The 26,830-nt window shown below is 61.8% G+C and carries 22 protein-coding genes and 2 pseudogenes; 8 read left to right on the plus strand and 16 right to left on the minus strand.

The features are described 5' to 3' along the window. The first annotated feature begins 67 nt into the window (after positions 1–67). The gene (locus ACTJI6_RS19700; RefSeq protein ID WP_440803105.1) at positions 68–220 is read left to right on the plus strand and encodes a hypothetical protein; all 153 of its coding nucleotides are present in this window, start codon (positions 68–70) and stop codon (positions 218–220) included. Then, positions 201–1,325, plus strand: coding sequence for an ABC transporter ATP-binding protein (locus tag ACTJI6_RS19705; protein ID WP_126155755.1), 1,125 nt, complete (start codon positions 201–203; stop codon positions 1,323–1,325). The genes ACTJI6_RS19700 and ACTJI6_RS19705 overlap by 20 nt, the downstream gene beginning before the upstream one ends. 312 nt (positions 1,326–1,637) lie before the next feature. Here ACTJI6_RS19705 and pcaD read toward each other — a convergent pair whose 3' ends face one another. The 9 genes from pcaD to ACTJI6_RS19750 all read right to left on the minus strand — a co-directional run bounded on the left by pcaD (position 1,638) and on the right by ACTJI6_RS19750 (position 10,229). Further along, positions 1,638–2,429, minus strand: coding sequence for a 3-oxoadipate enol-lactonase (pcaD, locus tag ACTJI6_RS19710; protein ID WP_126155756.1), 792 nt, complete (start codon positions 2,427–2,429; stop codon positions 1,638–1,640). A gap of 65 nt (positions 2,430–2,494) precedes the next feature. Beyond that, on the minus strand, positions 2,495–3,826 hold the full coding sequence (locus tag ACTJI6_RS19715) for an MFS transporter (protein ID WP_440803107.1): 1,332 nt from the start codon (positions 3,824–3,826) through the stop codon (positions 2,495–2,497). 89 nt (positions 3,827–3,915) lie between these two features. Next, a complete protein-coding gene (benD, locus tag ACTJI6_RS19720) occupies positions 3,916–4,701 on the minus strand; it encodes a benzoate diol dehydrogenase BenD (RefSeq protein WP_440803109.1) in 786 nt (261 codons plus the stop codon). Beyond that, positions 4,698–5,726 carry a benzoate 1,2-dioxygenase electron transfer component BenC gene (gene benC, locus ACTJI6_RS19725; RefSeq protein ID WP_440803110.1) on the minus strand — a complete coding sequence of 343 codons (1,029 nt, stop codon included), beginning with the start codon at positions 5,724–5,726 and terminating at the stop codon, positions 4,698–4,700. The genes benD and benC overlap by 4 nt, the downstream gene beginning before the upstream one ends. Positions 5,727–5,768: 42 nt before the next feature. Then, positions 5,769–6,278 carry a benzoate 1,2-dioxygenase small subunit gene (benB, locus tag ACTJI6_RS19730; RefSeq protein WP_440803111.1) on the minus strand — a complete coding sequence of 170 codons (510 nt, stop codon included), beginning with the start codon at positions 6,276–6,278 and terminating at the stop codon, positions 5,769–5,771. Next, a complete protein-coding gene (locus ACTJI6_RS19735) occupies positions 6,275–7,639 on the minus strand; it encodes a Rieske 2Fe-2S domain-containing protein (protein WP_440803113.1) in 1,365 nt (454 codons plus the stop codon). The genes benB and ACTJI6_RS19735 overlap by 4 nt, the downstream gene beginning before the upstream one ends. Before the next feature lie 113 nt (positions 7,640–7,752). Beyond that, positions 7,753–8,691, minus strand: coding sequence for a catechol 1,2-dioxygenase (gene catA / locus ACTJI6_RS19740; protein ID WP_440803114.1), 939 nt, complete (start codon positions 8,689–8,691; stop codon positions 7,753–7,755). Positions 8,692–8,760: 69 nt separating this feature from the next. Next, entirely contained in the window at positions 8,761–9,051 is a 291-nt protein-coding gene (gene catC / locus ACTJI6_RS19745; RefSeq protein ID WP_440803116.1) for a muconolactone Delta-isomerase, read from the minus strand. 2 nt (positions 9,052–9,053) lie between these two features. Next, complete coding sequence (locus ACTJI6_RS19750) at positions 9,054–10,229, minus strand: muconate/chloromuconate family cycloisomerase (protein ID WP_440803118.1); 1,176 nt, start codon at positions 10,227–10,229, stop codon at positions 9,054–9,056. Positions 10,230–10,394: 165 nt separating this feature from the next. Between ACTJI6_RS19750 and ACTJI6_RS19755 the strand changes: the two genes are divergently transcribed. Continuing rightward, on the plus strand, positions 10,395–11,354 hold the full coding sequence (locus tag ACTJI6_RS19755) for a LysR family transcriptional regulator (RefSeq protein WP_440803120.1): 960 nt from the start codon (positions 10,395–10,397) through the stop codon (positions 11,352–11,354). 543 nt (positions 11,355–11,897) lie between these two features. After that, the gene (locus tag ACTJI6_RS19760) at positions 11,898–12,773 is read left to right on the plus strand and encodes a recombinase family protein (protein ID WP_440803122.1); all 876 of its coding nucleotides are present in this window, start codon (positions 11,898–11,900) and stop codon (positions 12,771–12,773) included. Between the two features lie 15 nt (positions 12,774–12,788). On the opposite strand, the gene ACTJI6_RS19765 is transcribed toward ACTJI6_RS19760, so the two are convergent. Then, entirely contained in the window at positions 12,789–13,184 is a 396-nt protein-coding gene (locus ACTJI6_RS19765; protein ID WP_126156367.1) for a PIN domain-containing protein, read from the minus strand. 201 nt (positions 13,185–13,385) lie between these two features. On the opposite strand from ACTJI6_RS19765, the pseudogene ACTJI6_RS19770 reads away from it, so the two are divergent. Beyond that, positions 13,386–14,122, plus strand: a pseudogene (locus ACTJI6_RS19770) (IS5 family transposase). Positions 14,123–14,172: 50 nt separating this feature from the next. On the opposite strand, the gene ACTJI6_RS19775 reads toward ACTJI6_RS19770, so the two are convergent. Continuing rightward, positions 14,173–15,195, minus strand: coding sequence for a replication initiation protein (locus tag ACTJI6_RS19775; protein WP_126156400.1), 1,023 nt, complete (start codon positions 15,193–15,195; stop codon positions 14,173–14,175). 584 nt (positions 15,196–15,779) lie between these two features. Here ACTJI6_RS19775 and ACTJI6_RS19780 point away from each other — a divergent pair. Beyond that, complete coding sequence (locus ACTJI6_RS19780) at positions 15,780–16,979, plus strand: AAA family ATPase (protein WP_126156399.1); 1,200 nt, start codon at positions 15,780–15,782, stop codon at positions 16,977–16,979. Beyond that, entirely contained in the window at positions 16,934–17,923 is a 990-nt protein-coding gene (locus tag ACTJI6_RS19785; protein ID WP_440803124.1) for a ParB/RepB/Spo0J family partition protein, read from the plus strand. The genes ACTJI6_RS19780 and ACTJI6_RS19785 overlap by 46 nt, the downstream gene beginning before the upstream one ends. A 35-nt stretch (positions 17,924–17,958) precedes the next feature. On the opposite strand, the gene ACTJI6_RS19790 is transcribed toward ACTJI6_RS19785, so the two are convergent. Next, a complete protein-coding gene (locus ACTJI6_RS19790; protein WP_126156397.1) occupies positions 17,959–19,122 on the minus strand; it encodes an ATP-binding protein in 1,164 nt (387 codons plus the stop codon). 153 nt (positions 19,123–19,275) lie between these two features. On the opposite strand from ACTJI6_RS19790, the gene ACTJI6_RS19795 reads away from it, so the two are divergent. Further along, positions 19,276–20,238, plus strand: coding sequence for an IS110 family transposase (locus ACTJI6_RS19795; protein WP_440803126.1), 963 nt, complete (start codon positions 19,276–19,278; stop codon positions 20,236–20,238). Between the two features lie 376 nt (positions 20,239–20,614). Here ACTJI6_RS19795 and ACTJI6_RS19800 read toward each other — a convergent pair whose 3' ends face one another. From ACTJI6_RS19800 to ACTJI6_RS19815, 4 genes and pseudogenes are all read right to left on the minus strand, one after another. Then, complete coding sequence (locus ACTJI6_RS19800) at positions 20,615–22,447, minus strand: DUF927 domain-containing protein (RefSeq protein WP_126154093.1); 1,833 nt, start codon at positions 22,445–22,447, stop codon at positions 20,615–20,617. A 564-nt stretch (positions 22,448–23,011) separates the two neighbouring features. Beyond that, on the minus strand, positions 23,012–23,437 hold the full coding sequence (locus tag ACTJI6_RS19805; protein ID WP_440803125.1) for a DDE-type integrase/transposase/recombinase: 426 nt from the start codon (positions 23,435–23,437) through the stop codon (positions 23,012–23,014). Between the two features lie 370 nt (positions 23,438–23,807). Then, positions 23,808–23,909 (minus strand): annotated as a pseudogene (locus tag ACTJI6_RS19810) (DUF1153 domain-containing protein); the annotation flags it as partial. Between the two features lie 338 nt (positions 23,910–24,247). After that, positions 24,248–25,477, minus strand: a complete 1,230-nt coding sequence (locus tag ACTJI6_RS19815) for a Fic family protein (protein WP_338142921.1) — start codon at positions 25,475–25,477, stop codon at positions 24,248–24,250. Positions 25,478–26,830: the final 1,353 nt, after the last annotated feature.

Here is a 26,830-nt window from a genome sequence, read left to right on the forward strand (position 1 = left end):
TTGCGGCCCGCAACCAGTTCGCCATAATGTTCGGCGAGCGCTTCGACGCTTGAGTATCTGAAACCGCATGGAGCCGGTCAGATACACAAAGTTCAGGACACTCCCCCAGGTCAGCCCGCGCATCAACGCCATCGGCACCTTTGTCTTTGTCACCACCATGACGCTTCTGATCCTGGCGCAACTGCTGCTGGGCCGCCCCGATGCCACGGAAAAGGAATGACATCGTGACCCAAGACCCCACCCAGGATCCCCTTGTCACCTTTGACGGGGTCGCCAAACGGTTCGGCAGCTATACCGCCGTGCAGAAGATGGACCTGCAGATCCATCAGGGCGAATTCCTGGCCATCATGGGCTCGTCGGGCTGCGGCAAGACGACCACCCTGCGAATGCTGGCGGGGCTCGAGGCGCCGTCCGAAGGCGTGATCCGCCTGTCGGGGAAACCCATCAACGACCTGCCCAGCTGGTCGCGCGACACGCCGATGGTCTGGCAGAGCCTGGCGCTGTTCCCGTTCCTGTCGGTGATCGAGAATGTCGAATTCGCCCTGAAGATGCGCGGCATGGGCCGGGCCGAACGCCGCGCCCGCGCCGAACAGTGGCTGGACCGGATGGGGATCGCCGAATTCGCGGACCGCAACATCAGCCAGTTGTCGGGCGGACAGCGCCAGCGCGTGGCCCTGGCCCGGTCGCTGGTGGTCGAGCCGCAGATCCTGCTGCTGGACGAGCCGTTGTCGGCGCTGGACGCGGCGCTGAAGGTGCGGATGCAGTCGGTCCTGAAGACCCTGCAGCGCGAAACCGGCATCACCTTTGTTTATGTCACCCACAGCCAGTCCGAGGCGTTTTCCATGGCCGACCGCGTGGTCATCATGAGCCGCGGCAAGATCGAACAGATCGGCACTCCGCAAGAGATCTATCGTGCCCCCCGAACGTCCTTCGTCGCAGACTTCCTGGGATCGTCGAACATCTTTCCGGGCCAGTTGACGCGCGACGGGCAAGGGCAGCCGATCATCGCCACGCCCAGCGGCGATTTCGCCCTGCCCGCGGGAAACACCCTGGGCATCGCAGGCCAGTCGGCCAGCCTGACCGTGCTGGACACCCGGATGCAAATCCACCTGCAGCCGCCAGGGGACGCGCGCAATTCCGTCGCCGCGCGCATGATCGGCGAGGAATTCGTCGGCGCCACCGCGACGATCTATTTCGAGACGGAGGATGGCCGGGAAATCCGGGTGCAGAAGGCGCACGAAGACCTTGCCGACCTGTCCCTGGCGATCGGCAAGCCCTTTCACCTGTCCTGGTCGCCCGCGGATGGACATCTTGTTTCGGAATGACCCGCCGCCAGGCGACGAATGTCGCGCCCCCGACATGCCGGACGGGGTGTCGCCAGCCTTGGCGCACAGCTTCCTGCATGCGGGCCGCCTGGGTCCGGTCTGGCTTCCAGACCTATCGAAACCGGCGCCAAGGCCGGGTCGCGTCGCGCGGTCGTGGCGAAACGATGTCCCGCAACAGGTGCAGGGCGCGTCCCAGGCTGTCGTGCGAAATGACGGGCTTCTGGCCGACACTGCGCGCCGGATCGTCAGGCTTGTGGCTTGGGCGGGCGGGCGCAGTTCTGGAACCTTGCCGCCGTTGCCGCCGTTTCCGGGCTAGCACGCGGCAGGGATCAGGAAATCCTTCAGGGCGGCGTTGAACGGCGCCGCCGATTCCAGGTTGACGATATGCCGTCCCGGCAAGGACAGGTGGCGGCCGCGTTGCACGCCAGCGGCAATCGCCATCAGATCGGCGGGCGGGCAGACCGGATCGTCGTCGCCGGACACCGCCAGAAGCGGGTTGGCGATCCGGTCAAGCCCGTCGCGCAGATCCGCCCCGGCAAGGGCGGCGCAGCATCCGGCATAGCCTTCGACCGAGGTTGCGGCAAAGCTGTCCAGGATCGCGTCCACCGCGTCGGGCCGGGCTGCGCGGAACGCGGGCGTGAACCAGCGTTCGGCGGTCGCGGGGACAAGGCTTTCCAGGCCGTTCCCCTTGACCTCGTCCATGCGGGCATGCCAGCCTTCGGGCGTGCCGATCCGGGCGGCGGTGGCGCAGACCGCGATCCGGTCGAAGCGCGGCCCGTGATGAATGCCCAGCCATTGCCCCGTCAGCCCGCCGATGGACAGGCCGCAGAAATGGGTGCGCTCGATGCGCAGCGCATCCAGAAGCGCGATGACATCCCCGCCCAGATCGGCCAGGCTATAGGTCGGCACGGGGGCCCCGGACCTGCCATGCCCGCGCCGGTCATAGCGCAGGATGCGGAAATCCCTGGAGAAGTCCGCAATCTGGGCGTCCCACATGTGAAGATCGGTGCCCAGGGAATTGCAGAAGGTCAGCCACGGCTTGTCCCCTGCCCCGTCGTCGACGCGGTAATGCAGCTTGTGGGTCGGCAGGTTCAGATGGGGCATGGTTGGGCTTTCTGGGGACATGTGGGCGCGCAGCCGGGACCGCGCGCCCTTGCTTGATGCAGAAATCAGGCAGAGGCCAGTTGGACCGCCTTGGCAGTGCGGGCGTTGCTGAGCGCATAGACGCCCATTGCCACGGCCGAGACCACCGCAGGGATCGCGAAGATCAGGAAGTTCTGGCCCAGCGGCAGTTCGCGCGCCAACAGCACCCCGCCAAAGGTCGGCCCGACGATGGCACCGACCCGGCCCACGCCCGAGGCCCAGCCAAGCCCGGTCGAACGCACCGACATGTTGTAGAGCTGCGCCACGCTGGCATAGAGCAGGATCTGCGTGCCGATGGTGGTGGCGCCGGCCATGAACACCAGCGCGAACAGCAGAACGGGCGCAGGGTTCGCGCCGATCAGCGCGATGGACAGCGCGGCGGCCACGAAAAAGCCCACCACGACCTTGGGCAGGCCGAACCGGTCGCCCATGCGCCCGCCCAGGATCGCCCCCGCCATGCCGCCGAAGTTCAGCGAGAACAGCGACAACAGGCTGGCGCGTTCGGCATAGCCCGCCTCTTGCAGCACCTTGGGCAGCCAGGACGACAGCAGATAGACCAGCAACAGGCAGCAGAAGAACGACACCCACAGCATGGCCGTGCGCAGGCTGCGGCCGTGGCGGAACAGTTCCGCGATCGAGGCCTTGGCGGTCTTGGTTTCGGTGAACACCAGCCGGTCGTCGGCGCCCAGGGCCGTGCCGGGGTTGATCCTGGCGAAGATCCGCTTGGCTTCGTCCTGCCGGCCCTGGCTGATCAGGAAGCCCAGCGATTCCGGCAGCTTCCACAGCACCAGCGGCAGCAGCATCAGCGGCGCGGCGGCCAGAAAGAACATCGGCTGCCAGCCGAAGCTGGGAATGACGCCGATGCCGATGCCCGCCGCCAGCATGCCCCCGATGGAATAGCCCGAGAACATGATCGCCACCATGGTGCTGCGCAGCCGCTTGGGCGCGTATTCGTTCATCAGCGCGACCGCGTTGGGCATCAGTCCGCCGCAGCCCAGGCCCGCGATGAAGCGCATCACCTTGAACGGTTCGGGCGTGTTGGCGAAGCCCGTGGCCACCGTGGCCGAGGTGAACAGCACAAAGCTGATCGCCACGCCCTTCTTGCGGCCGATCCTGTCGGCCAGCGGCCCCAGCGTCAGGGCCCCGAACATCATGCCGAACAGCGCCCAGGCCTGCAGCGCGCCGGCCTGCGGCTTGGTCAGGCCCCATTCGGCGATCAGCGTGGGCAGCACGGTGCCGGCCACGAACACGTCATAGCCGTCCACCACCAGCAGCGCACCACACAGCGCCACCACCATCCATTGAAACCGTCCGAACGGGCTTTGGTCGATGGCCTCGTTCACGTCTATCGTGCGCATTCCTGTTGCCCTCCCAGTTATTGGTTCAGTTCTTGGTCAGCCGGTGCCGCCTCCCGCGGCGCCCATCCCGTGCCGCTTCCGGCGGCGCCTTATCCCGTGTCGCCTCCGGCAACGGGCAGAACGGTTCCGGTGATGTAGGACGCCTCGTCCGAGGCCAGGAACAGGATCGGCGCGGCCTGCTCCTCGATCGTGGCATAGCGGTGCATCAAGGCCGATTGCTTCACCTGCGCCACCACCTCGGCCATCCAGGCCTTTTCGTCTGCATTGTCGCCCTGGGCGTTGCGGGGGACGCGGCGGGGTGGGGCCTCGGTGCCGCCGGGGGCGGTGGCCACGACGCGGATGTTGTGGCCCGCCATTTCCATGGCCAGCGACTGCGTGATCGCGTTCACGCCGCCCTTGGCCGCCGAATAGGGCACCCGGTGGATGCCGCGCGTGGCGTTGGACGACACGTTGACGATGGTGCCGCCGCCCCGCGCCAGCAGATGCGGCAGCACCGCATGGCAGCAATACAGCGTCGGCATCAGCGAGCGGCGGATCTCGGCGTCGATCTGGGCCGGCTCGAACCGGGCGAAGGGCCGCATCCGGATCGCGCCCCCCACGTTGTTGATAAGGATGTCGATGCCGCCGAAGCTGTCCGCCGCATGGCGCATGGCCGCATCGGCCCCGTCCCAGGTTTCCAGGTCCGCGACAAAGGATGCGGCGTCCCCGCCAGCCTCGGCCGCGACATCGGCCACGAATTCGGCCCGGTCCACGAACAGCACCCGGCCCCCCTCGGCGGCGGCGCGCAGGGCGACCGCCCGGCCGATCCCCTGCGCGGCCCCGGTCACGACCAGGGTCTTGCCCGAAAACCGGCCCGCAAAGACGGCCCCGCTCATGCGGTGGCCTTTTGCGGTGCGTTTGGGGTGAACTTCTCGTAATGGAAGCAGGCGGGACGGATGCCGTTCTCGTCCAGGTAATGGCGCACGGCATCGACCATCGGCGGGGGACCGCACAGATACACGTCCACCTCTCCGGCGGCCAGCATCTCCTCGGGCATGTGCTGGGTGACCCAACCCTTGCGCGGGTGATCGGATGCCGGATCGGCCACCACCGTGGCAAAGGTAAAGTTCGGCAGCCGGCCGGTATAAGCCGCGATCTGTTCGACCAGGACCAGATCCAGATCCCGTGTCACGCCATAGATCAGATGGATGTGACGGCGCGATCCGGCGCGGGCCAGAACCTCCAGCATGGACAGGAAGGGCGCAAGCCCCGTGCCGCCCGCCAGGAACAGCAGGGGATTGTCCCCGTCGCGCAGATAGAAGCTGCCCATCGGCCCGGTCAGATCCAGACGCTCTCCGGTCGTGGCGCGCGCCAGCCAGGTGCTCATCAGCCCGTCGGGGATCTTCTTGATGAGGAACCCCAGGCTGCGGTCGCCCGGCGCCGTGCTGAAGGAATAGGACCGGTGGTCGCCGCTGCCCGGCACGCCGATGTTGACGTATTGGCCCGGCAGGAAGGACGGCACCGCCGCCCCGTCCTCGACCGCCAGTTCCAGCACCACGGCCGCGTCGTGATGCGGCTCGATCCGCGCCACGGTTGCGGCAAAGACCTGCTGCCCGGTCTTGCACGACGCCGCCGTCACCGGCACCGCGATGACGCAATCGGACGACGGCACCATCTGGCAGGTCAGAACGAGGCCCTCGGCGGCCTCGTCCTCGGTCAGGGCGTCCTCGATATACTCGTCGCCCATGTCATAGGCGCCGCTTTCGGCCCGGCACTTGCAGGTGCCGCAGACGCCGTCGGAACAGTCCATCGGCAGGTTGATCTTGTTGCGGAAGGCCGCATCGAGAACCTTTTCTCCGGGCTTGCAGTCGACGAAACGGGTGACCCCGTCCTCGAAATTCAGCGCGATCGTGTAGGACATGGTCGCCTCCTCCTTGCGGTTGTGCGGGGTCACTGGCGGCCGTCAGACGTGGTAGACGTCGATGACCTGGCGGATGTAGTCGTTCTTGAGGACGATCTTCTTGGCGGCGATGCGCAGCCCGTCATCCGTCCGGCGCAGGGTCACGAACATGGTTCCGAAGAACTGGTCCGTGGCCTTGTAGCGGTGGCTCAGCGTGTGGAAGTTGTAGCGCACGTCCACCTCGGTTCCGCGGTCGGCCACCACCTCGACGTTCTGGACCGAGTGGTTGGTGCGCGGTTCGGGCGTCGATGCGCCCGACCGTTCGGTCTTGATGCGGAACACCCGGTCTTCCAGGCCCTCGCGGTTGGGATAGTACATCAGCGAGATTTCGGACTGCGGGTCCTCGGTGGTCTGGTCGTTGTCGTCCCAGGCCGGCATCCAGTAGGACGCGTCGGGGGCATAGCAGGCCAGCCAGTCGTCCCACTGCCGGTCGTCCAGCAGGCGCGCCTCGTGATACAGAAAGGCGCAGATGGCGGCATGGTCGGTGCGGGCGGGGGTGTGATCCAGGCTCATGCTGCTTCTCCGGTCTTCATGCCTGCCTTTTCGGCCGCGAGCGCCTGGCGCATCGCCTTGGCCCAGTATTCGTGCTGGCAGACGAACAGGCCCTCGTCCTCGCTGCGTTCGCCCGACAGAAGCGGGTTCAGCCCCATGCGGCGGGCGTTTTCGTCCGGCCCCTCGATCCACAGGGGGGCGCCGCGCGACATGTCGTTCCACAAGGGCGCGGCATAGGCGGTCTGGCAGGCGCGGAATTCTTCCAGGTCGTCCGACGTGCCCATCCCCGAGACGTTGAAGAAGTCCTCGTACTGGCGGATGCGGGTGGCGCGGTCCTCGGCGCTCTCGCCCTTGGGGGCGAAGCAGAAGATGGTGACTTCGGTCTGGCCCACCGACAGGGGGCGGACGACGCGGATCTGGGTGCTGAACTGGTCCATCAGGAACACGTTCGGATAGATCCCCAGGTTACGCGTCTGGTTGATGATGAAGCCGGCCTTCTCCTCGCCCAGGCGGGCGATCAGGTCGTCGCGGCGGTTCCACACCGGCCGGACCTCGGGGTTCCTGGTGTTGGTCCACAACAGGATGTGGCCGTTCTCGAAGCCATAAACGCCGGCGACCGACTTGGACCAGCTGTTGGCGTCCACCGCCTTGGTGCCGGTTTCGCTGCGCCGCTCCATGGTGGTGGCATAATTCCAGTGGACCGAGCTGACGTGATAGCCGTCGCAGCCGTTCTCCATCTGCAGCTTCCAGTTGCCGTCATAGATGTAGGACGAATTGCCGCGCAGCACCTCGAGCCCCTCGGGGGCCTGGTCGACGATCTGGTCGATGATGACGGTGGTTTCGCCCAAAAACTCCCGCAGGGGCTGCACGTCGGGATTCAGGCTGCCGAACAGGAACCCGCGATAGCTTTCGAACCGCGCCACGCGGGTCAGGTCGTGCGAGCCGTCCTGGTTGAACTGGTCGGGATACTGGGTGGTCTTGGCGTCCTTGACCTTCAGAAGCTTGCCGGTGTTGGAGAATGTCCAGCCGTGGAACGGACAGGTGAAGCTGCCCTTGTTGCCCTGCTTGCGGCGGCACAGCATCGCCCCCTTGTGGGCGCAGGCGTTGATGACGGCGTTCAGCGTGCCCGTCTTGTCGCGGGTGATGACGATGGGCTGATGGCCGATCCAGGTGGTGTAATAGTCGTTGATGTCCGGGATCTGGCTTTCATGGGCCAGATACACCCAGTTGCCTTCGAAGATGTGCTTCATTTCCAGCGCGAACAGGTCTTCGTCGGTGAAGATGTCGCGGCGGCAGCGGAACAGGCCGGCCTCCTTGTCGTCCTGGACGGCAACGTCCAGCAGGTGATCCAGATCGCGGGCCTTTTCGATGATCGCGGACATGAGTTCTCCTCCCCAGGGGGGCGCGCGTCGCGGCCGGTCCCTGCCAATATCGGTGATGAAAAGATGGGTGGCGGGGACGGCCCTACACCCTTCGGGGGGCCGTCCGGGTGCGCTTAGGCGGCCGCGCGGCGGCGCTGTTCGTTGACCTGGTTGTCCACGCCGTCGACCAGCGGGGTCAGGTGGATGTCGAAGCTGATCTCGGCGAAGGGGCCGTTCAGGCCGTTGGCCTGGATGCTGTCGGCATCCGTGCGCTCGACTACATGGGGGACCAGGCCTTCGCGGGTGGCATAGGCGAAATCGTCGTCGATCAGCGGATCGCCCTCGATGTTGATCTGGGTGGTCAGCTTGCGGTGGTCGGGGGCGCTGACGAAGAAGTGGATGTGCGCAGGACGCTGGCCGTGGCGGCCAAGCGCCGTCAGCAGCTTTTCGGTCGGGCTTCCGGGGGGCACGCCATAGCCCGAGGGCAGGATGCTCTGGAACTTGTAGCGACCGTTTTCATCGGCGATGATCGTGCGGCGCATGTTGAAGTCGGACTGCACGCCGGTCGGATCGAAATGCGAATAAAAGCCGCGCGTGTCGCAGTGCCACACCTCGACCTGCGCACCCGGCAAGGGCTTGCCGTCCGAACCATGGACCGTCCCGTGCATGATCAGCGTATGGCCGTTGGTGTCGCGGCCATCGTCCAGACGGGCAAAGCCGTGTTCCACCGGGGCGCCTGCGACATACAGCGGCCCTTCGATGGTGCGCGGGGTCGGGTTCTCGATGCCCAGTTCGGCGTCGATGGCGTCCAGCCGTTCATCCAGGAAGTGATCGACCCCCAGGCCCGGCGAGACCAGGCCCGCCTGACCGGCGGCGCCCAGGTCGTTCAGCCAGGCCACGCCTGCCCAGTATTCGTCGGGGGTGATGTCCAGGTCGTCGATGGCGCGGAACAGGTCCGACATCAGGCGATGGGTGATCTCCTTCATGCGCGGATCGCCGTCGGCGCTGTTCAGGCCGCTAAGCTCCTTCAGGAACTCCTGCGTGTCGGGACGGTCGAAAATCTTGACTGTCATGGGTGGTTCTCCTCCTGGATTCACATGGAAACTGGGTGGGGCCGACCCTCCGCCGGCCCGTGGGTCGTGTCAGCGATCGTCGTCCCTGATCGCCGAGGGATGGCGCAGCAGCGGCGTGACCTTGATCTCCATGAAGGGAAACAAGGGCAGGTTCGACAGGATGTCGTGCAGTTCGGCGTTGTCGCGCACGTCGAGGATGCTGACGTTGGCGTATTGCCCGGCCATCCGCCAGATGTGGCGCCATTTGCCCTGGCGCTGAAGATCCTGGGAATAGGCCTTTTCGCGCGCCAGGATGTCCGCCCTTTCATCGGCGGGCAGGTCGCGCGGAATCTTCACGTCCATGGTCACGTGATACAGCATGGTCAAATCCTTGTCGTCTTGCGGATGCCGTCGCGGGCGAAGAAGGCCACGCGGTCCTCGTCCAGCGTCACGCCCAGGCCGGGACCGGCGGGAACGGTCAGTTCGAAATCGCTGTAATCCAGCGGGGTTTGCAGGATGTCCTCGGTCAGCAGCAGCGGGCCGAACAGTTCGGTGCCCCATTGCAGATTGGCGAAACAGGCAAAGGCATGGGCCGAGACCACCGTGCCCACCGCGCCTTCCAGCATGGTGCCGCCGTAAAGCCCGATCCCCGCCGCATCCGCGATGGCCGCGACGCGCAAGGCGTTGAAGGCCCCGCCGCTTTGTTCCAGCTTGACGGCAAAGACATCGGCGCCCCCGTCGCGGGCAACCTCGAACGCGCTTTCGGGACCGGTCAGCGATTCATCGGCCATCAGCGCCACGGGGAAACGGCGCACCAGGCGGGCCAGGGCCGCCGCGGAGGCCACCGGCTGTTCGACCAGTTCGCAACCCGCATCGGCCAGCGCGGCCATGCCCAGCGCGGCGTCATGTTCGGACCATGCCATGTTCACATCGACGCGCACCGCCGCGCGATCCCCAAGTGCGGCCTTGATCGCCGCCACATGGGCGATGTCGTCCTGCAAGGCGCGCGCGCCGATCTTCAGCTTGAAGATCCGGTGCCGGCGCAGATCCAGCATCTGTTCCGCCTCGGCGATGTCGCGGGCGGTGTCGCCCGAGGCCAGCGTCCAGGCCACCGGCAGCCGGTCGCGGCACCGCCCGCCCAGAAGCTCGCTGACCGGCAGGCCCAGACGCTTGCCATGGGCATCCAGCAGCGCGCATTCCACGGCGGATTTGGCAAAGCGGTTGTCGCGCACCATCTTGCCGATCCGCGCCATCAGCGCCTGCACCCGGGTCGCATCCTGGCCGATCATCACCGGCGCAAACCAGGTGTCGATGTTGGTCTTCATGCTTTCGGGGCTTTCGCCGCCATAGGCAAGCCCGCCGATGGTGGTGCATTCGCCGATCCCGACAATGCCGTCGCTGCAATGGACGCGGACCAGGGTCAGAACCTGCCCGTTCATGGTCGCGACCGACAGCTTGTGCGGGCGGATGGTGGGCAGGTCCAGGATCACCGTTTCGACCCGCGACACGACGGGGGCGGCGATGGATGCTGTGGCGAAGGGGGCGTATGGCTGGTTCATGGCATCAAGATGCATCCCTCCCAGGCTGTCGGTCCAACACCGATTGGATTCGAAACCATACCCTGAAGGTATTATACACAGGAAAAGACGGTTATTCAGCCGCTTGCCGCGGCGCAGCATACCTGAAGAAAGTGCGTCTTTAAGGTTTTGAACAGGGGGGCGGCGATGGATCTGCGGCAGTTGCGCTATTTCACCGCCGTCGCGCGAGAGCGGAACTTTACCCGCGCGGCCGAGAGTCTGCATATCGCCCAGCCGCCGCTCAGCCGCCAGATCCAGCTGCTGGAAGAAGAACTGGGCGTGGCCCTGATCATCCGCAAAAGCCGGCCCATCAAGCTGACCGACGCGGGGCGGCTGTTCTATGAACAGGCCTTGCAGGTGCTGGGGCGCGTCGAGCAGATGAAGGACGCGACGCGCCGGGTGGGCATGAACCGCAACCGGGTGCTGTCCATCGGCTTTGTCGCCTCGACCCTTTACGGGGGCCTGCCGTTGCTGGTCAGGAAACTGCGCCAGAATGCGCCCGAACTGGACATCCAGTTGCTTGAGCTGCTGTCGATCCAGCAAATCTCGGCGCTCAAGGAAGGGCGGATCGATATCGGCTTTGGCCGGTTGAAGCACAGCGATCCGAATGTCGTCAGCACCGTCCTGCGCGAGGAACGTCTTGTGACCGCCCTGCCCCTGGACATGCCTTTGGCGCGACAGGACACGACGTTTCCATTGTCCGCGCTGTCCGGGCAGAAGCTGATCGTTTATCCCAAGGAACCGCGCCCCAGCTATGCCGATCAGGTGCTTGGACTGCTCCAGGACGAGGGGGTGCGCCCCGCCGAGGTTCTGGAGGTGAGAGAGATCCAGACCGCGCTTGGCCTGGTCGCGGCGGATTCGGGCATCTGCATCATTCCGTCATCGGCGCAGCAGATGCGGTCGGACGTGCGGTATCGGACGATCGACAGCCCACGCGCGGTTTCTCCGGTCATCCTGAACCACCGCGCGGGTGATGCGTCGCGCTATCTGAAACTGGTCAAGCAGCTGATCCGCGACATGTATGCCGAAAACCCGGTCTGGCTGGAGGCCAACAACCTTCGCGCCGTTACCGCCCAGGAAGACGACCCGGACAGATCGGGACAATAAGCGAATCTGCGCAGGCGCCCGGCCTGCCCGATCCCTGCGGATGCGCCTGTCGGCGGCGACCCAAGATTCCGCCATGCGACAACGCAGGTCCTAGGCCGGGTGCCGGTGGCTGGCGCGCTCCATGGGTATTGGCTCCCCTGGGGCGAAAACGACGCGATGCGATTTCAGGATTTTCAACGGCCTGCCGTGCCTTTCGTACCCTTCCGCTCCGTGGCTGCTGGCCTGCATGAAGCAGGCCTGGCATACCTGTTCTGGTGCGAAATCCTTTATCTGCCAAGACAGGTCATCTTTCATCATGACCGCAGAAAGTAACCCAACCACGGATTACTTTGCTGCATGGTCCGAACGGGCGTTCCGGCTTGGATCAAGGCCGTATCAGCCTCATCGTGCACGATGACGGGATCAGGATTCGCAACGGAAAGGTAGGAAATTCCTTACGCTCTTCCCGCCGCTCAGGTTTTGAATGCGCCTGCAAACGACCGTTTTCTCCTGCCTTGCGAATGTGTATAAACGCGCGCAAACAGCCCCAACCCGGAACCCTCCATGCCGCTCATCGGCTATGCCCGCGTCTCGACCCTCGAGCAGACGCTCGATCCGCAGTTGGTAGAACTGCGCCAGGCCGGCTGCGCCTTCATCCATGAGGAGCACGCCTCGGGCGCCGACCGCACCCGCCCTGCCCTCGCGCGGCTTCTGGCCCAGATCCAGTCCGGGGATACGCTGGTGGTGGTGCGGCTCGACCGGCTGGCCCGTTCGCTGGCGCATCTGCTGCAGGTGATCGAGACGCTGGAGGCGCGGGGTGCGCATTTCCGCTCGCTGGGCGATCCCATCGACACGGCCACGCCGCAGGGCCGCTTTTCGCTGCAGGTGATGGGAGCGGTGGCGGAACTGGAACGCGCGCTGATCCGCGAGCGGACCAAGGCGGGGCTGCGCTCGGCCCGGGCGCAGGGGCGAGTGGGCGGCAATCCGGCCCTGCGGGCGGGCGACCGCGAGGCGATCCGCAAGCTGCGCATGGCGCGCGACGAGACCTATTTCCGCAAGCTGGAGGCCTCGGCCGATGACTGGCTGCCGCTTGTGCGGCGGCACCGGCCCGGCATGGCTTGGGATGACCTGGCAAGGTTGGTCCAGGCGCGCAGCGGCCAGGCATGGTCGGTGGAAAAGCTGAAGCGTGCGGCCAAGCGCTATGTCCGGGACGGGCTGCTGCCGGACACGGTGCTGGAACGAGCGCCGCGACGGGATGCCGATGACCGGCTGCTGGCCATCGTCGTCGGCATGCGCCTGGCTGATCCCGGCCTAACGCTGGCCGGCATCGCCGAACGGCTGGAACAGATGCGCGAACGCACCCCGCGCGGCAGCACGAAGTGGTACCCATCAAGCGTGCGCGCTCTGCTGCGAAGAGCCGCGAAAAAGGGGGTGGGGTGAGGCGGCATCGAACGATCAGGTAAATTCAGGCACCATCGTCCTGCCCGGCCTTGTCCGCGGCCTGCCGGTCGAAGCTGAACGTCGCCCGGCAGCCCGCATCGCGGGTGCCAGAGCGATCAGATGTTCCGAGAACTCTACCCCGCCCTGACGGTAACGCTCGACGGCCAGCCCGACGCGGTCGGCATGTTCGACCACCATCTCCTGCGCAGAAAGCAGGCCGTGGAGGGCGCGGGCGATGTCGGTGCGCGGCAGCCGGTAGGCCCGTTCCAGAACCCAGACCAGATCCAATAGAACCTCGCGGCACAGCCAGGCCGGGTATTCGTCCGTCAGGTTCGTGAAAACGACATTGGCTTGTGCCGTTTGCTGGAAATCTTCCGGGACAAGGAAGCGAACAGGTACATTGGTGTCCAAGGCAATCCTTGTCACCCATACCTTAGCCATGGCGCGGCGTATGGTGACCTAAGCGGCGTGATCCATAAGCTCCTGATCGGCCCCGCCTCGTCCCGAAGGTAGCGTACAACAACTAGGGCGTGTTGACGTTTGAGGATTTCCAAACTGATCGCTGGCTGATTCAAGGCTGCCAAATGGGAGGCAACCTTGATCCGCACGACGTTGACCGACACACAATGGGCACTTATCGCTCCACATTGCCTTGGCCGGGAATGTGACCCTGGCCGCACCGGCCCCGACCCTCGGCTTTTTGTTGAGGCGGTTATCTGGATAGTCCGGACCGGCTGTCCATGGCGCGACTTGCCGGCGGATTTCGGTAAGTGGAATTCAGTGTTCAAGCGGTTCCGGCGATGGGTAAAGGCCGATGCGTTCTACCGCATGTTCCGAGCCCTGGCTGAAGATGCCGATTTTGAATACGCCATGATCGACGGCAGCATCGTCAAGGTTCACCGCCACGGACAGGGCGCAAAAGGGGGACTCAAAGCCAGGCCATCGGGCGCTCTCGCGGAGGGATAACAACCAAGATCATGGCTTTGGCCGATGCGGTCGGCAACCTGACCGACTTTCGGCTGCTGCCGGGACAGGCCCATGATCTGCGCGGCACAGGGGCGCTGATCGATGGCCTGACGTGTGGCCAACTTCTTGCCGACCGGGCGTTCGATGCCGATTGGCTGCGCGAGGCGCAAACCGGTGCAGGGATCGAGCCGGTCATTCCGCCAAAGTCCAACCGCCGCTTCCCCGCCGAATTCGACCGCGAAACCTACAAGTGGCGGCACCTGATCGAGAACCTCTTCGGCAGGCTCAAGGAATACAGAGGCATCGCCATGCGCTGCTGCAAGACTGATGAAAGTTTCAGCGCCTTCATTGCTCTCGCCGCAACCGTCATCCGACTCCGGTGAACGTCAACACACCCTAGCCGCTTCACCGAAAAATTGCCAATTGGCAATTTTTAAATGGGATGCTTCTCGGCATAGCTACGAAAGAACGCCAAGAAGGCGCGATCAGGGTTATGTGGAGGCTCTTTTGCTTCGCTCCACCGTCGCCATTCGCCTTCTACAAAGTAGATGTCATAGCCGGGATGGCGCAGGCGTGCTGTTTCATAGGTTGCGGTTTGGAGGGCTGGACCTCGACTGTCGAGCCATGCAGGACGGGGTCCAGCCCCCTGCCCTGCAATCACCTGTTCGGCCCTGCCTTCGACCTTTATCCGGCGTCCTACCCTGGAAAATTGCAGCGCGCGGTCTGCGGCTCCGCTGGCATCGCCATCCTTGCGCCACCATCGCATCTCGACATGGGTAACGGCCCGCCCCGTCTTGATCGGCGAAATCTCGACCATGAAATCCGACAGCGCGTTGACCTCGGCCACCGCCGGATCGATGGCACGCAGCTTCAGATTGGACCAGGACGAAAGCTTGCCCTTCGGCACGCCCATGATGCCGCGCAGGGAATCGAGCGTGAATCTTTCCGACGCTTTCCAGCGAAGATTTCCGCGCTTTTGCACCATCTCATACAAAGTCAGCGCGTATTTCGAGGACAAGGCAAACATGACCTCGCGCTGCAAACGCGCAAAGACCTGGCTATTGCGGATGATCTTTCGCAAGCGCGCAGGAATTTCGTATTCCAGCAAACCGTCGTTCCGGCTGCTTTCCAGATTTCCGCCAAGAAGCTGGACCCGTTCTATGGCCGGTTCACCTTCCCAGGTCACAGCGACCTTGACGATTGCCGACATCAGCCTTTCAAGGCTTTCACCGACGCGGTCGTTGGAGTTGTGACTTCCTCGCAGCACGGATTTGGCAATGACATGCGTCACCGGCTTGTCGATGGCATCCCATGCGTTTTCCAGAAGCTGGTTATAGATCCGACGGTCGCTCAAGGTCAGCGGCGTCACTTCCACAAGGTCGACAAGCTCGCCCGGCTTGACCAGACTGTCGGCATTGGGCCGAGCTTCAACCGTTCGAATCGATGCGTCCGCCACGTTTCACCTACATCTTCAGCCTTACTTTTGTAGCTTTGCCATGGTAATTTTTCAAGCAGGCTGGCTTGTGTCTGATTAGCATCACCCAAAAAGTAAGCCTAACCGTCGGCTGGTTCCTCCAAGTGATTCGCAAGCGCCTGCTTTTGCTGAACAATTTTTGGCGTGATTCGGGCCTGGATAAGGCATCCAGAACGTAAGCTTTCCGCAGCACCCGATCTGTAAGCCCATGCCGCCCGAATCGTAAGGATAGCCATCCCGGAAAGTATGCAGTGCAGTCCCAAACCGTAAGACTTTCCAAAGAAACCATAGTACGATCAACAAGTTACTCATCACGAATCTGAATCAGATGAATCCGAACAAATAGGTTGTTTGATTTTATCCACAGGATCCGCCCGCTAAGACTGTCATTCCTTACAAAATGGGACTTGCGCCTCTTTCTCACCAAAGCAAATAGCGCAAAAATCGGTAATCGTTGCTTGGATTACCGACTATCGGTTTTCCAGAGTCCTGGCTCGAAAAACCGAACTTTACCCGTTGGCTGCTTTCCGACATACTGCCGGGGAACGAGCAGCGAAGTTGCAACGATGAACCATGTTCTGCCCCCCGTCACCCTGGACGAGCTCGCAATTCTCAGCCAGCGTGCCTCAACCGTGATCGAACGGCTGAGGGAAAGAGTTTTTTCTCCCGGAACGCAAAAGCAACTCGATCTGCTTTTCAACGTTCGCACCGCTGCCGAGATGGTGGGGCGGTCAGAAAAGGCAATCCGGGATGCGGAATCGGATGGCCGGCTTCCCGAACCGTCCAAGGACGAGACCACCAATCGCCGCCACGGATACAGCTTGGCAGACATAAACCGGATGCGTGAGGTGTTCGGCACGCTTCCGCATCGCGACCCTGACGATCCGCCCCTGATCATGGCGGTGCAAAATTTCAAAGGTGGGGTCGGCAAGACGACATTGGTAGTTCATCTGGCCCAGTATTTCGCGCTGCGCGGTTACCGTATCTGCGTTATGGATTGCGATTCGCAGGCTTCGACCACTGCCGTCTTTGGCCTGAACCCCGATGTCGATGTGGATGAGGAAGAAGACACGCTTTATCCCTTCCTGCAGCATGGCGGACCAAAGTCGCTGCATTACGCCCTGAGAGCGACCCATTGGCCCGGTATAGCCCTGATTCCCGCGAACCTGGGGCTTTACGACGCGGAATACGAATTTGCCGCGCGGATGGCACGCGACCCGGCCTTCATCCTTGACCGTCTGCGCGAGGGTGTCGCCTCGATCGCAGACCAGTTCGACATCATCCTCATGGATCCGCCACCCGCGCTTGGGATGCTGTCGCTGTCGGTGCTGCGCGCGGCCAACGCATTGCTGATTCCCGCGCCGCCCAACAATATCGACTTTGCTTCCACGGCACATTTTCTGAAGATGATGGAATCGACCTTGGCAGAATTGGCGCGGCATGGCGGGGCGCGGGAATACAGCTTCGTGAAGATCCTGACTTCCAAGATGAACGACCAGAAGTCAGCGCATCAGGCCATCAAGCGCATGATGGATGCGGTGTTTCCGCAGGACATGCTGAGCGTTTCGCTGAGGGATTCCGCTGAGATCGACAATGCGACGGCTAATCTGATGACGGTCTATGAACTGACTGGCCCCGCGACCCGGACCGAGACACACAAGCGCTGTCGGGCCTATCTTGATGCTGTCGGGCGCGAGGTCGAGCTCCTGATCCGAAAGACTTGGCCAAGCCATCACCGTCAGTTGCGCAAGGAGGGCTTGTTGTGAGCAAGCGACACAATGCGATCTTCGACGATGTCCTGAAGGATCTGCCTGCGCCAGCAACCCCGGATCGGGGAGGTGCCAGATTCCTGAAACGGACCAACGCGCTTTCGGAAAGCGGCGAGCGCGAGGAAAAGGTGCTGAGATGGGTCGATCCCGCACGTTGCGTGATGTGGTCCCGGCATAACCGCGCTTATGATCTGCTGACCGAGGAAAATTGCCGCGACCTGATCGACAGCCTCAAGGCACAAGGCCAACAGGAATTTCCGGCCATTGTTCGCAAGCTGCCGGTGGGGCAGGGCGCGGAATACGAGGTCATCTGCGGAGCCCGTCGGCATTTCGCCGTCACTTGGTTGCGGGCCAACAACTATCCCCAGTTCCGTTATCTGATCGAAGTCCGTGACCTGACCGACGAAGAAGCATTTCGTCTTGCCGATATAGAAAACCGGGACCGCGCCGATCTCAGTGACTATGAGCGGGCCTGCGACTACCTTCAGGCGCTTGGCGCCTATTATGGGGGAAAGCAGAAGACCATGGCCGCACGCCTTGAGGTGTCCGAGGCATGGTTGTCGCGCTATCTGCATCTTGCGCGGCTGCCAAAGGCCATCATCGACGCCTGGCCCCGCATCACTGAAATCAGGGAACTGCACGCCCGGCAGATACGCGTGATGCTTCAGGACGGTGAGGACAAGGTTCTGGCCGAGGCCGAAAGGATTGCGGCCGAACAGGAAAAGGCCAGGGCAGGGCAGGGGGGCTATGTTGCCGTTCCAAAGGTTCTGTCGCGCCTGAAAGCGGCCGTTTATGGTTCGGCGCCCAAGGCTGGCAAGCCGTCCGGCATTACCGTCCAGAAGCGCGGAAACAGGATCCGTTTCGAATTTCCGGCCAGCATCGGCGAAGCCGAACTGAGATCGGCCCTGGATGATTACCTTTCCGACAGGGCTGGAAAATGAAAATTGCCAATTGGCAATTTCCGCGCTGCTCGCGATCAGGCTTCTCGCAAGGCCGCAAGAGTGCGACCGAGCGGCATTGCCCGAAGTCCGTTTTCGCCTGGCACCTCGCGATCTCCCGCATAAACCAACAGCTTTCGATCGGCGCCGATATCCTCGATCGCAAGATGAAACCCGCGGGATACCTTGGGTGAAGTGGTGCGCTTGATCTCAATCGCCCAGGTGCTGCCATCCGGCAGTCGAAGGACCAGGTCGAGTTCTGCCCCGGCCGAGGTTCGATAAAAGAAGGCCTCCGTCCCGGAAGGCGCAGCGGCGATCAGCGTTTCGATGCAGAACCCTTCCCAGCTGCCACCAACGACGGGATGGCCCAGGAGTGCCTCGAGAGAGCCAAGGCCGAGAAGCGCGTGGACCAGGCCACTATCCCGGACATAGACCTTGGGGGACTTGATCAAGCGCTTGCCGAAATTCTCGTGCCAGGGCGTCAGGCGGCGAACCAGCATCAGATCAACCAGAAGATCAAGATAGCGTCCAACCGTCTGGCCCGATATGCCCAGTCCTTCGGCCAAGGCCGAGGCGTTCAGAAGCCCACCCTGGGTATGCGCAAGCATCGTCCAGAACCGTCGCAGCGTCGTCGCAGGAATGCGCGGTCCAAGGGCGGGGATATCCCTCTCAAGATAGGTGCGAATAAAGTCCTCGCGCCAGGACAGGCTGGCACGGTTATGGGCGGCCTGGAAGCTGTCTGGAAATCCCCCTCGCAGCCAAAGGTCATTCAGGCGGTTTTCGCCCACCTCGTCTAACAGAAGAGGCGGCATCTCGATATAGCGGACCCTACCTGCCAGGGACTCTGCCGACTGGTTCAACAGCACGTTCGATGCCGATCCCAGCAACAGGAACTGCCCCGTGCGATACCCCTTGCGACGGCGCATGTCGATCTGACCGCGCAGGTTCCTGAACAGGTCCGGCATCTGCTGGACTTCATCAAGGATCACCAGATTTCCAGCCAGTTCGTCCAGATAAAGGTCAGGCTCGACAAGGATCCGCCGATCTGCCTCCCGCTCCAAATCCAGATAGACAGAGCGACGCTGTCCGGCAACATCCAGTGCCAAGGTCGTTTTTCCGATCTGCCGGGGTCCCAGCAAGACCACAGCCGCTTGCTCATCAAGGGCAGAAATGACGGCTTTGAAAACATGACGGTTGTACATAACCTTGCAAATAATCCATGGCATGGAAGATTTGCAAGGTAGATTACGCGAAAATACTAAGGTCAACTGACTTTAAGATGGTTGTCGAGCCTAACCAGCATCCGGATTTCATCGCCATCGCCGCCTCGATAATAACCGGCTCAGGATGGCACGATCCTGGCAGAGGCAAAAGTGCCAACCTGCCCAGACAGGATCGCCGCTTGGCTGATGGCGCGGGGGGATGGCCTCCAACGGGTCGGCATGGAAACCGGACCATTGGCCGTCTGGCTCTGGAACGCGCTGACCGCACGGCAGGTGCCAATCATCTGCATCGATGCGCGGCACGCGAATGGGGTGTTGAAGATGATGCCCAACAAGACCGACCGGCATGATGCCAGAGGCCTGGCGCAGATCGTTCGCACCGGTTGGTTCAAGGCAGTGCAGATCAAGAGCCATGAGGCCTATGCCAACCGGGCAATGCTCACGGCGCGCGAGACCCTGGTTGGCATGCGGGTCAAGCTGGAGAACGAGATCCGGGGTCTGCTGAAGACCTTCGGCGTCATGTTCGGCAAACGGGTTGGAGGGTTCAAGCGGCGTGCGGAGGAGATCATCTCAAAGGAACTGGCAATTGCCCCTGATCTTGTCCCCATCTTTGAGGCCTTACTCCATGCCCGGCGTGATATCCTGGCCCGTATTGCCGCGCTCGACAGCCGGATCCGTGCGATCGCCAAGCGGCATGCAACAGTCAGGCTGCTGATGACCGCTCCCGGTGTCGGACCGATCACCGCCATGGCGGTTGTTGCAGCCTTCGACGACGCCGCGCGGTTCCGGCGGTCCTCCAGCGCAGGCGCCTATCTCGGACTGACGCCGAAGCGATATGAGTCGGGGGAGATCAGCCGGAACGGACGGGTGTCAAAGCGCGGCGACAGGTTTACCCGGAAATGCCTGTTCGAAGCAGCAAACGCAATCTTCTGCCGGAAGCTTGGCGGCTCCCGCCTGCGCAACTGGGCAAAGACAGTTGCCGACAGAACCGGGCCACGGAAGGCCAAGGTTGCACTGGCGCGGAAGCTGGCCGTGACGCTGCATGCCATGTGGCGCACCAACACGCCCTTCCAAGAGGAAGCAGCCATGGCCTGAAGTCGCACAGTCGCACCGTCGCTGACATCAGCGCAACAGAATGCGTCCAGCCGGGACGCGCGGCGCGGGTGAGATCGTTCCCAAGACTGCGGCAAAGACCGCGCACACCACTTCGATTCACCCGACCCTGAACGCAAACATGCGGCATCCGGCGCGGTGACCGCGGAGAGAACCACAGAGCCCGGTGCGCAGGCTGAAACGTAGAAAGGTCAGTCCTTGACGAAGGCGATTAGAGAACTCCGTGGGACAGCATCTTGGGCCAATTGGCGCCTTCTTACACGTTGATGGCGGGTGATAACTTGCAATGACGCGTGTTGCCTTGGCCTTGTGCTCCGCGTCGTCACCGCAGAAGGGTGCCAATGAAGGCAGCGTTGTCCTATTCGCGCTTTATCTCACGTGTTTGCAAGGCGTTCTTGGCTATCCTGTAGACCCGAGGTCGTTTATGCCATTGCTTCGCACCCGTTTTATATTGATGCGACCGTTGCTCTCCGCCGTTCACGATAATGCCCGCGCGATCGAGCGCGTTCAGTTCGTCAGGATCATCTGCGATCTCCTCGCGGAACAGTTCCGGCTTGACATAGTAATACCCCGCATCCTGAAATCCCACGGGATGGTCTTCAGGAAAAGGCATGTCTCCTTCCCAGGGAAGCTGGTCCTCACGTTTTTTCAGGAAGGCCGTCAGCCGGTATAGTGATTTCCCGAATTCCCCCAGCGTCGAGGTCGCTTGCCACATCGAACTAACATCACGGACCGCCTGATCGGCTGTGCCACGGGGCCATGGCAACAGTCCCCATTTGATCGCCATCTCCCCCACGACAGACACCAGGGCAAAGCGCCTCAGATGCTGGACGAAGACCGGATTGGAGACATCTTGACCTCGCGCTTTTAACTCCTGCCGCACGAAGCTGGCCATCCAGCGGGGCAGGCTGTGTTTGCAGAGGTCATGATTATCGATCAGCAGCCTTGTTACTGCCCGCCCCGCATGCCCGTAGTTGGCAGCAAGTCCCATTCGCAGAATATTAATCAAAGCGTCTGGACTCTGATAGCCGCGAAGATCGTTGAAGCCGCCATACGCACCTTGATCGACAGGAATATCCAGAAAGCGTGTCTGGAACGCTTCAGAAGGGTTCTTGCGGCGACGGCGGAAAATGGTCTCGCTCGAAATCTCACCGCTCATCAGCACGAGGTTCCGGTGGCGGGCATGGGCATCGGCGAAATGGCTGTCTTCCTCAAGATCCGTGAGCGCTGTCAGATCCTTTGACGAGGGGTTTACGGGGAGCCCGTCGCAGGCCATCAGCCCGTCGTTGCTTAACCCTCTCAGCTCTCTCATGCCCGCAGAGGTTTCCGACCAGCGGCGCAGCCTCGCGGGATCTCCCCAGCAGCTCTGCGCGACCTGAAGGAGCAGAGACTTTCCGGAGGACGAGCGGCCATAAAGGTTGAACACAATCGTCTGAAGGTCAGCCGGCTTCATAAAGGGAGCAGCAAGAGACGCCGCGATGACGAAGATCATCAGGGGATTACCCACCGCCATGGTTGCCACGACAGCTGACCATTGTTCTAGGGTGCCGTTCACCTCGACCGGGCGGGCTCCGCGCAGAATGATTTTCTGGCCCAGGTGGTTGCGATCTGAATCCACCGAGCCATCCGAATGGACATAGACCTCTTCCTCGTCCGGAAACGTTGACCAGCCCGTTCGCGCAACACGCCAGCCTTTCGCCGGAGGTGATTGACGTGTCCAGCTTCGCAGCAATCGTGTCACTTCCGTTGGTGCAGGGCCGATATAAAAGCCGTATCCACGAAGCTCTTGAACATATCGGCCTGTTCCGAATGTGTCCGTCTCTTCATAGGTTTGGGTGCGAATCCTGCCGTCAGGATCGAGGAACTCGAGCTTGAGGGCCCATCCGCTCCCAGAATGCGGATCACGCACGCGCAGCACCGGACGGAAGAGGCCGCAAAGTCCGTCAGGGATGGCTGCATTGACAATGACCTGCTCTTCTTCATCCACAGCATAACCAAGCGGAAGCGTTTCCCGAATTTGCTGGACGAACTTCTGAAGAGGATCGAGGGCATCGTCCGCTTTGTTCGTCTGTAAACCAGCGAGAGGGACGGGAAGATTATAATGCTCCGCAGAACCTTGTGCTCCGATATTCTCCAGACCGCTCTCCTCGTTGTCGGGCGAGATCCCGTATTTATTGAATTGTTCCGTCATGGCCAACCTCCTTTGCCGTTGATGCACAAGTGCTGAAAAGGTGTTGGACCGTTGGACCGTTGGACCGTTGGACCGGCACAAAGCTGGTTCCCTAGTCCTTGGCTAAGTGTTCATTGGAAGTCGTCGAGCTGGTCAAAAGTTGTTTGCTATATGCGTGATAAACTAGAGGTTGCATCCAGAAAGATCAACAACTCTGATGACAGCCTCGTAGAATGGTGGGATGGAAAACTTAGCGGATTTTTCTCAATCGTAATATTTTGAAATTCATTTGTAAGAAAGAATTTTACGAAATTACTTCTTCCGTATTTGTTGCGTCGGCAAGCGAGTTGTTGAATGTTCGCCCCGACTTGTTCACCTGAAGGTGCGTTTGTGCATTTTCCTGAGAGGCAGCAAGACGGTAAGCAGGAAGCAGGCCACGTGGGTCAATAGCGGGCCCGGTCTGGGGTTGCGTGCCAGCGTTGATCGGATTGCAGGTGTTCCCTTTTCAGGCCTACAAGATTGCGTTTGGACATGAACGTCGCATGAACAGAAGATCCGGAATTCGCCCTCTCAAAGGCCGCTACTTTACCAGGTCGATGAGCTGCTCTGCAAGACCAGGCCATTGTCCGACCGCAGCAGGAACTCGCGATTGACGCGGCCAAGGGTGCCAAAGCGGCTGATCAGGGCGTGCTCTAAAGCGCTGGCAGCCGTCGTTGCCTTGCCGGTGCGCGACAGGTGCCAGCCGAGAAGCTCGCGCGTGTGGCAGTCGATGACCAAGGCCAAGGAGGTCCAGCCGTCCTTGCCGGCCCAGATCCGGCACAGGTCGGTGGACCAGCGCTCGTTCGGCGCGATGGCGACGGACGGCAGCGCCTGGATGCGGGGCCGCATGCCGATGGGGCGCTTGCGGACCTGCCAATGCTTCAGCTGGAAGATCCGCTGCACCGTGTTCTTGTTAAAGCCCAGCAGGAACGCCACTGTCCGGTAGCCGAACGAAGGGCTCTCTTCGATCATCGCCTTGATTGGGTCCACGAAGCGCGCATCGACCTTTGGCGCAGCCTTGGTCGGCTTGTAATAGACCGTCCGTCGCGGCACGCCGAACTAAGCGCAGAGCTTTGCCAAAGACACCTTGATCCCATACGCCAGCAGGCCCTCATGGAGCGTCCGGATCAATTGTCGTCCTCCCGCTCCATGAGGGCCGCCAGCTATTTTCGGGCGCGCAGTTCCAGCATGGCCTCGCCATAGGTCTCCTGCAGATCCCGGAGCTGCTTCTCGTATTCCTGCCGAACATCGAGCGGGTTCGCTCGCAGCGCATTTTCCATGCCCGACGGGCATCATCGACCCAGCCTTCGATCTCGGATAGGGAAAGGTCATAGCTGCGGCTGGCTTCCGCCACCGTCGTCTTGCCCTGAATGATCTCGATGACCAGCGCAGACTTACGCTTGGCCGTCCACCGTTTGACGACGTCTTCCAATTGTCCACTCATCGCTACGTTTTACTCCTTGTAGCATGAGCAGGTTTTCACTGGGTCGATACACGCTTGCCTTTGCGGTGGATGTGGCTCTTCAGCTTCATGCTGCGCAGCCTGGCTTCTATCTCCTCGGACCAATAAGCGGGATCAGCCCAGAGGCACAAGGGCTGATTGGGAACGAATTGCGCACTTGGCTGGGCAGGCACTCTAAACGAATATAAGGCTGTGAGGGAATGCTTCATCCGGGTTAACCAGCCTTGGGAATTATCCTGCTGGCCCACCAGGCTTCACATTCTTGGCCGATTTGACCAACATCCTTTTCCGGTTGAGCACGGACCTGACACGGGGCTTTCTCAATACCTTGGCGGCAGGGGGGGTGGCGGCACCAGAGGTTCGGCATCGGTGAAAAGGTTCGGAAACAACCGTTCACGATAATCTAGGGGAAAGGCGATGCGCACTGGCCCTTTGGGTGTTGACGATTTCAGAAAACCGCCAGCGATCAGATTGCCAAGGTCGCCCCGCGCGGCACGCTCGGATGCGCCGGTGACGAGGGGCGCGTCACCCCTCGGCATTTCTCCGTGCCGAAGCACATGCGATACCAACTGCGGCATTCGATCGCTGCCTGGATACAGATCGGCTATGAGCCTCGTGTAACGGTCCTTTAGCCGCCCGAGATCGAACATCGCGTCGGTAAAGCGCAACTGATCCAGCATGACGGTCAGGAACCATCCAGAAAAGGAAGTCAGAGTCGCTAGCGAAAGGTTTCCGCGCCCGTCGCGGTCGCCCTGACGCGGCCGGTCGGCGACATCCATACGTTCTTTATATTCTGCAGGGTCTTGCAGCCCGCGTGCAAGCCCCCGGCTGATCGACCACAATCCATGACCTCCGATTCCCGCCGCCTGACACATGGCATGGGACATCAGCCGGCTAACGCGGCCATTTCCATCTAGAAATGGGTGGATATAGTTCAGCCGGTGATGCGCTGCGGGAATGGACAGGATGCGGCCGGATGCGCCGCGTGTCAGTCCATGATAGCGGGCGGCGAAGTAGTCCATGAAATCCGGGATCCGCGGTGCCGAGGGAGGCAGGTGACGGCCCACGGCGACCTCCTCGCCCTCGGCGCGGAAGGCTCCCGGGATGATCTCCTTGTGTTGACCATTATGCTCGACAAAGCGCAGCTCCAGAGGCATGGCCTCGTAAAAGCGGCGATGCAGATCGCGGATGAACGCGACCGAGGTCGGTTCAAAAAGCACGCCTTGTGCGTGGATGTCGTCGATCCATTCCTGCACGCGCACATGGGCCGCAGCTTCTTCGGCCAGTGGGCGGTTCTCGACCTGATCCATATGGCCGGCCAAGGCCGCCTCAATGTCGCGCGGACGGGTATTGTGGCCTTCGATCAGGTTCGAATAGTAGGCGTTCATGATCCGCGTCATGGCACGCAACTCGGCCGCGCTGTCTGGCTGCAGCCCGCGCCCGAGCGCTTCTGCCGCCGATCGGATTTCGAGAACCAGATCCGTCAGCGCCACGGGGATGGTTTCCTCGATCCCGCAGGGTTCGATACGGGCCGGTGTTTCAAGGATCATCTTGCCGATCTCGTGATGAAAGGAAGTGACGTGATTACTATGAGTTATGAGCAATAAGCGCAACTCTGTGCCGATCTTGGATGCCGATCTTCTTATGTGCCTGCACGACCATCCACACCCAGCGATGTGAGAAACGCAGTTTGAGCACACATTGCGAAACGCACTCCCTTCAAACAATGGGAGAACGCCTCGCAGCTACGACAAGATCAGACAATGTGGGGGCCAGAGACCGCTTACAATCCTGTGCGCCTGGTGAACGAAGCGGGAGCCTGGCTGCTCCACGATGTCCATGGACGTGCCCTGGCGCGCATGGCTCGAAGCTAGTCGCCACCGGGGGGTCTGAACTTCCTGCGCGGAGAGGTCGGCGCCGTGGTGCGCTGGCGCAAGGCCGACAACAAGGAGGAGTTCCGCGCTCACCTGCGCCGGGACGTCTGGGAGGCGGTGGCGCCGGAGTTGGTGTATGGCTGATGCCTGGGAGGGCATCGCCCAGCAATGGTCATCGTCTCTGCGGGGGACAAGGACGCACACGCGATCGACCCCTTGCCACTGTCCTGGCCCAGCGTTCAGGGAGTGCCAGTCAAGGTGTGGCGCTCTCTGCCTTCGGAGGCCACCTCCGCATTGGATCCGTGATGGTTCCCATACTCACGGTGTCGCCGCTGACCTCATCTCCCCGGAGACGCGATTTCCACCAAGGAAGAATTCATGCACATCTCCCCGGAAAAATAATTTTCCTTTTTCTCTTTTCCGTATTTCGAGTCTGGCTTGAAAAAAGCCATGTTGAGAAGGCGATTTTGCCCTGTTTTTCGAGGGTTTTTAATCAAAACCAAGTTACGCGGTGATTTTTCGTTTTGCAGCCTGCGGATCGGGCAATTGGATCCTTGACCGGAGGGAGCGGCGCATTTCGTCGAGGGCCGGGTTGCGAAGAGGCCCTAACTGTTCCGGCTTGGAGAACGTGGCGCTTACCAACAAAGCTTCGCGAGGCCGGTGGCTCATCCTGAACAGCATCTCCCTCAACTCCATTCGCTTCCCTTATCGCCGGCGTTCACGGCAGCGCTTTGCGCCTCCGGTCCACCATCAAGCTAGCATGATATTATCATAGACGCCTATCATGCTATCATTTTGACCATGTGGCCGCCGCCGAGAGCCGCTCTGCAATCCGGAGCAGGGTGATAGCGTGCCAGGATGCTATTATCCTAGGTTGCTATTGTGATAGCTTCGGGCAGGCTCTCCGGCGGAATGATAGCATGCTAGGGTAATATTACTCTATTATAATAGAGTAATATTACACTATTACGCTATGCAACGGTTGCCGCAGGCCGTCACCCTCGATCTGCGCTCAACGCGGGGTGCCGC

It is taken from the genome of Paracoccus sp. 22332 (genome assembly GCF_052045125.1).
GTDB lineage: Bacteria > Pseudomonadota > Alphaproteobacteria > Rhodobacterales > Rhodobacteraceae > Paracoccus > Paracoccus haematequi_A.

Coding starts and splice junctions, on each gene's coding strand:
- ACTJI6_RS19700 (WP_440803105.1), top strand. CDS start 68: ATGGAGCCGGTCAGATACACAAAGTTCAGGACACTCCCCCAGGTCAGC.
- ACTJI6_RS19705 (WP_126155755.1), top strand. CDS start 201: ATGCCACGGAAAAGGAATGACATCGTGACCCAAGACCCCACCCAGGAT.
- pcaD (WP_126155756.1), bottom strand. CDS start 2,429: ATGCCCCATCTGAACCTGCCGACCCACAAGCTGCATTACCGCGTCGAC.
- ACTJI6_RS19715 (WP_440803107.1), bottom strand. CDS start 3,826: ATGCGCACGATAGACGTGAACGAGGCCATCGACCAAAGCCCGTTCGGA.
- benD (WP_440803109.1), bottom strand. CDS start 4,701: ATGAGCGGGGCCGTCTTTGCGGGCCGGTTTTCGGGCAAGACCCTGGTC.
- benC (WP_440803110.1), bottom strand. CDS start 5,726: ATGTCCTACACGATCGCGCTGAATTTCGAGGACGGGGTCACCCGTTTC.
- benB (WP_440803111.1), bottom strand. CDS start 6,278: ATGAGCCTGGATCACACCCCCGCCCGCACCGACCATGCCGCCATCTGC.
- ACTJI6_RS19735 (WP_440803113.1), bottom strand. CDS start 7,639: ATGTCCGCGATCATCGAAAAGGCCCGCGATCTGGATCACCTGCTGGAC.
- catA (WP_440803114.1), bottom strand. CDS start 8,691: ATGACAGTCAAGATTTTCGACCGTCCCGACACGCAGGAGTTCCTGAAG.
- catC (WP_440803116.1), bottom strand. CDS start 9,051: ATGCTGTATCACGTGACCATGGACGTGAAGATTCCGCGCGACCTGCCC.
- ACTJI6_RS19750 (WP_440803118.1), bottom strand. CDS start 10,229: ATGAACCAGCCATACGCCCCCTTCGCCACAGCATCCATCGCCGCCCCC.
- ACTJI6_RS19755 (WP_440803120.1), top strand. CDS start 10,395: ATGGATCTGCGGCAGTTGCGCTATTTCACCGCCGTCGCGCGAGAGCGG.
- ACTJI6_RS19760 (WP_440803122.1), top strand. CDS start 11,898: ATGCCGCTCATCGGCTATGCCCGCGTCTCGACCCTCGAGCAGACGCTC.
- ACTJI6_RS19780 (WP_126156399.1), top strand. CDS start 15,780: ATGAACCATGTTCTGCCCCCCGTCACCCTGGACGAGCTCGCAATTCTC.
- ACTJI6_RS19790 (WP_126156397.1), bottom strand. CDS start 19,122: ATGTACAACCGTCATGTTTTCAAAGCCGTCATTTCTGCCCTTGATGAG.
- ACTJI6_RS19800 (WP_126154093.1), bottom strand. CDS start 22,447: ATGACGGAACAATTCAATAAATACGGGATCTCGCCCGACAACGAGGAG.
- ACTJI6_RS19805 (WP_440803125.1), bottom strand. CDS start 23,437: ATGATCGAAGAGAGCCCTTCGTTCGGCTACCGGACAGTGGCGTTCCTG.
- ACTJI6_RS19815 (WP_338142921.1), bottom strand. CDS start 25,477: ATGATCCTTGAAACACCGGCCCGTATCGAACCCTGCGGGATCGAGGAA.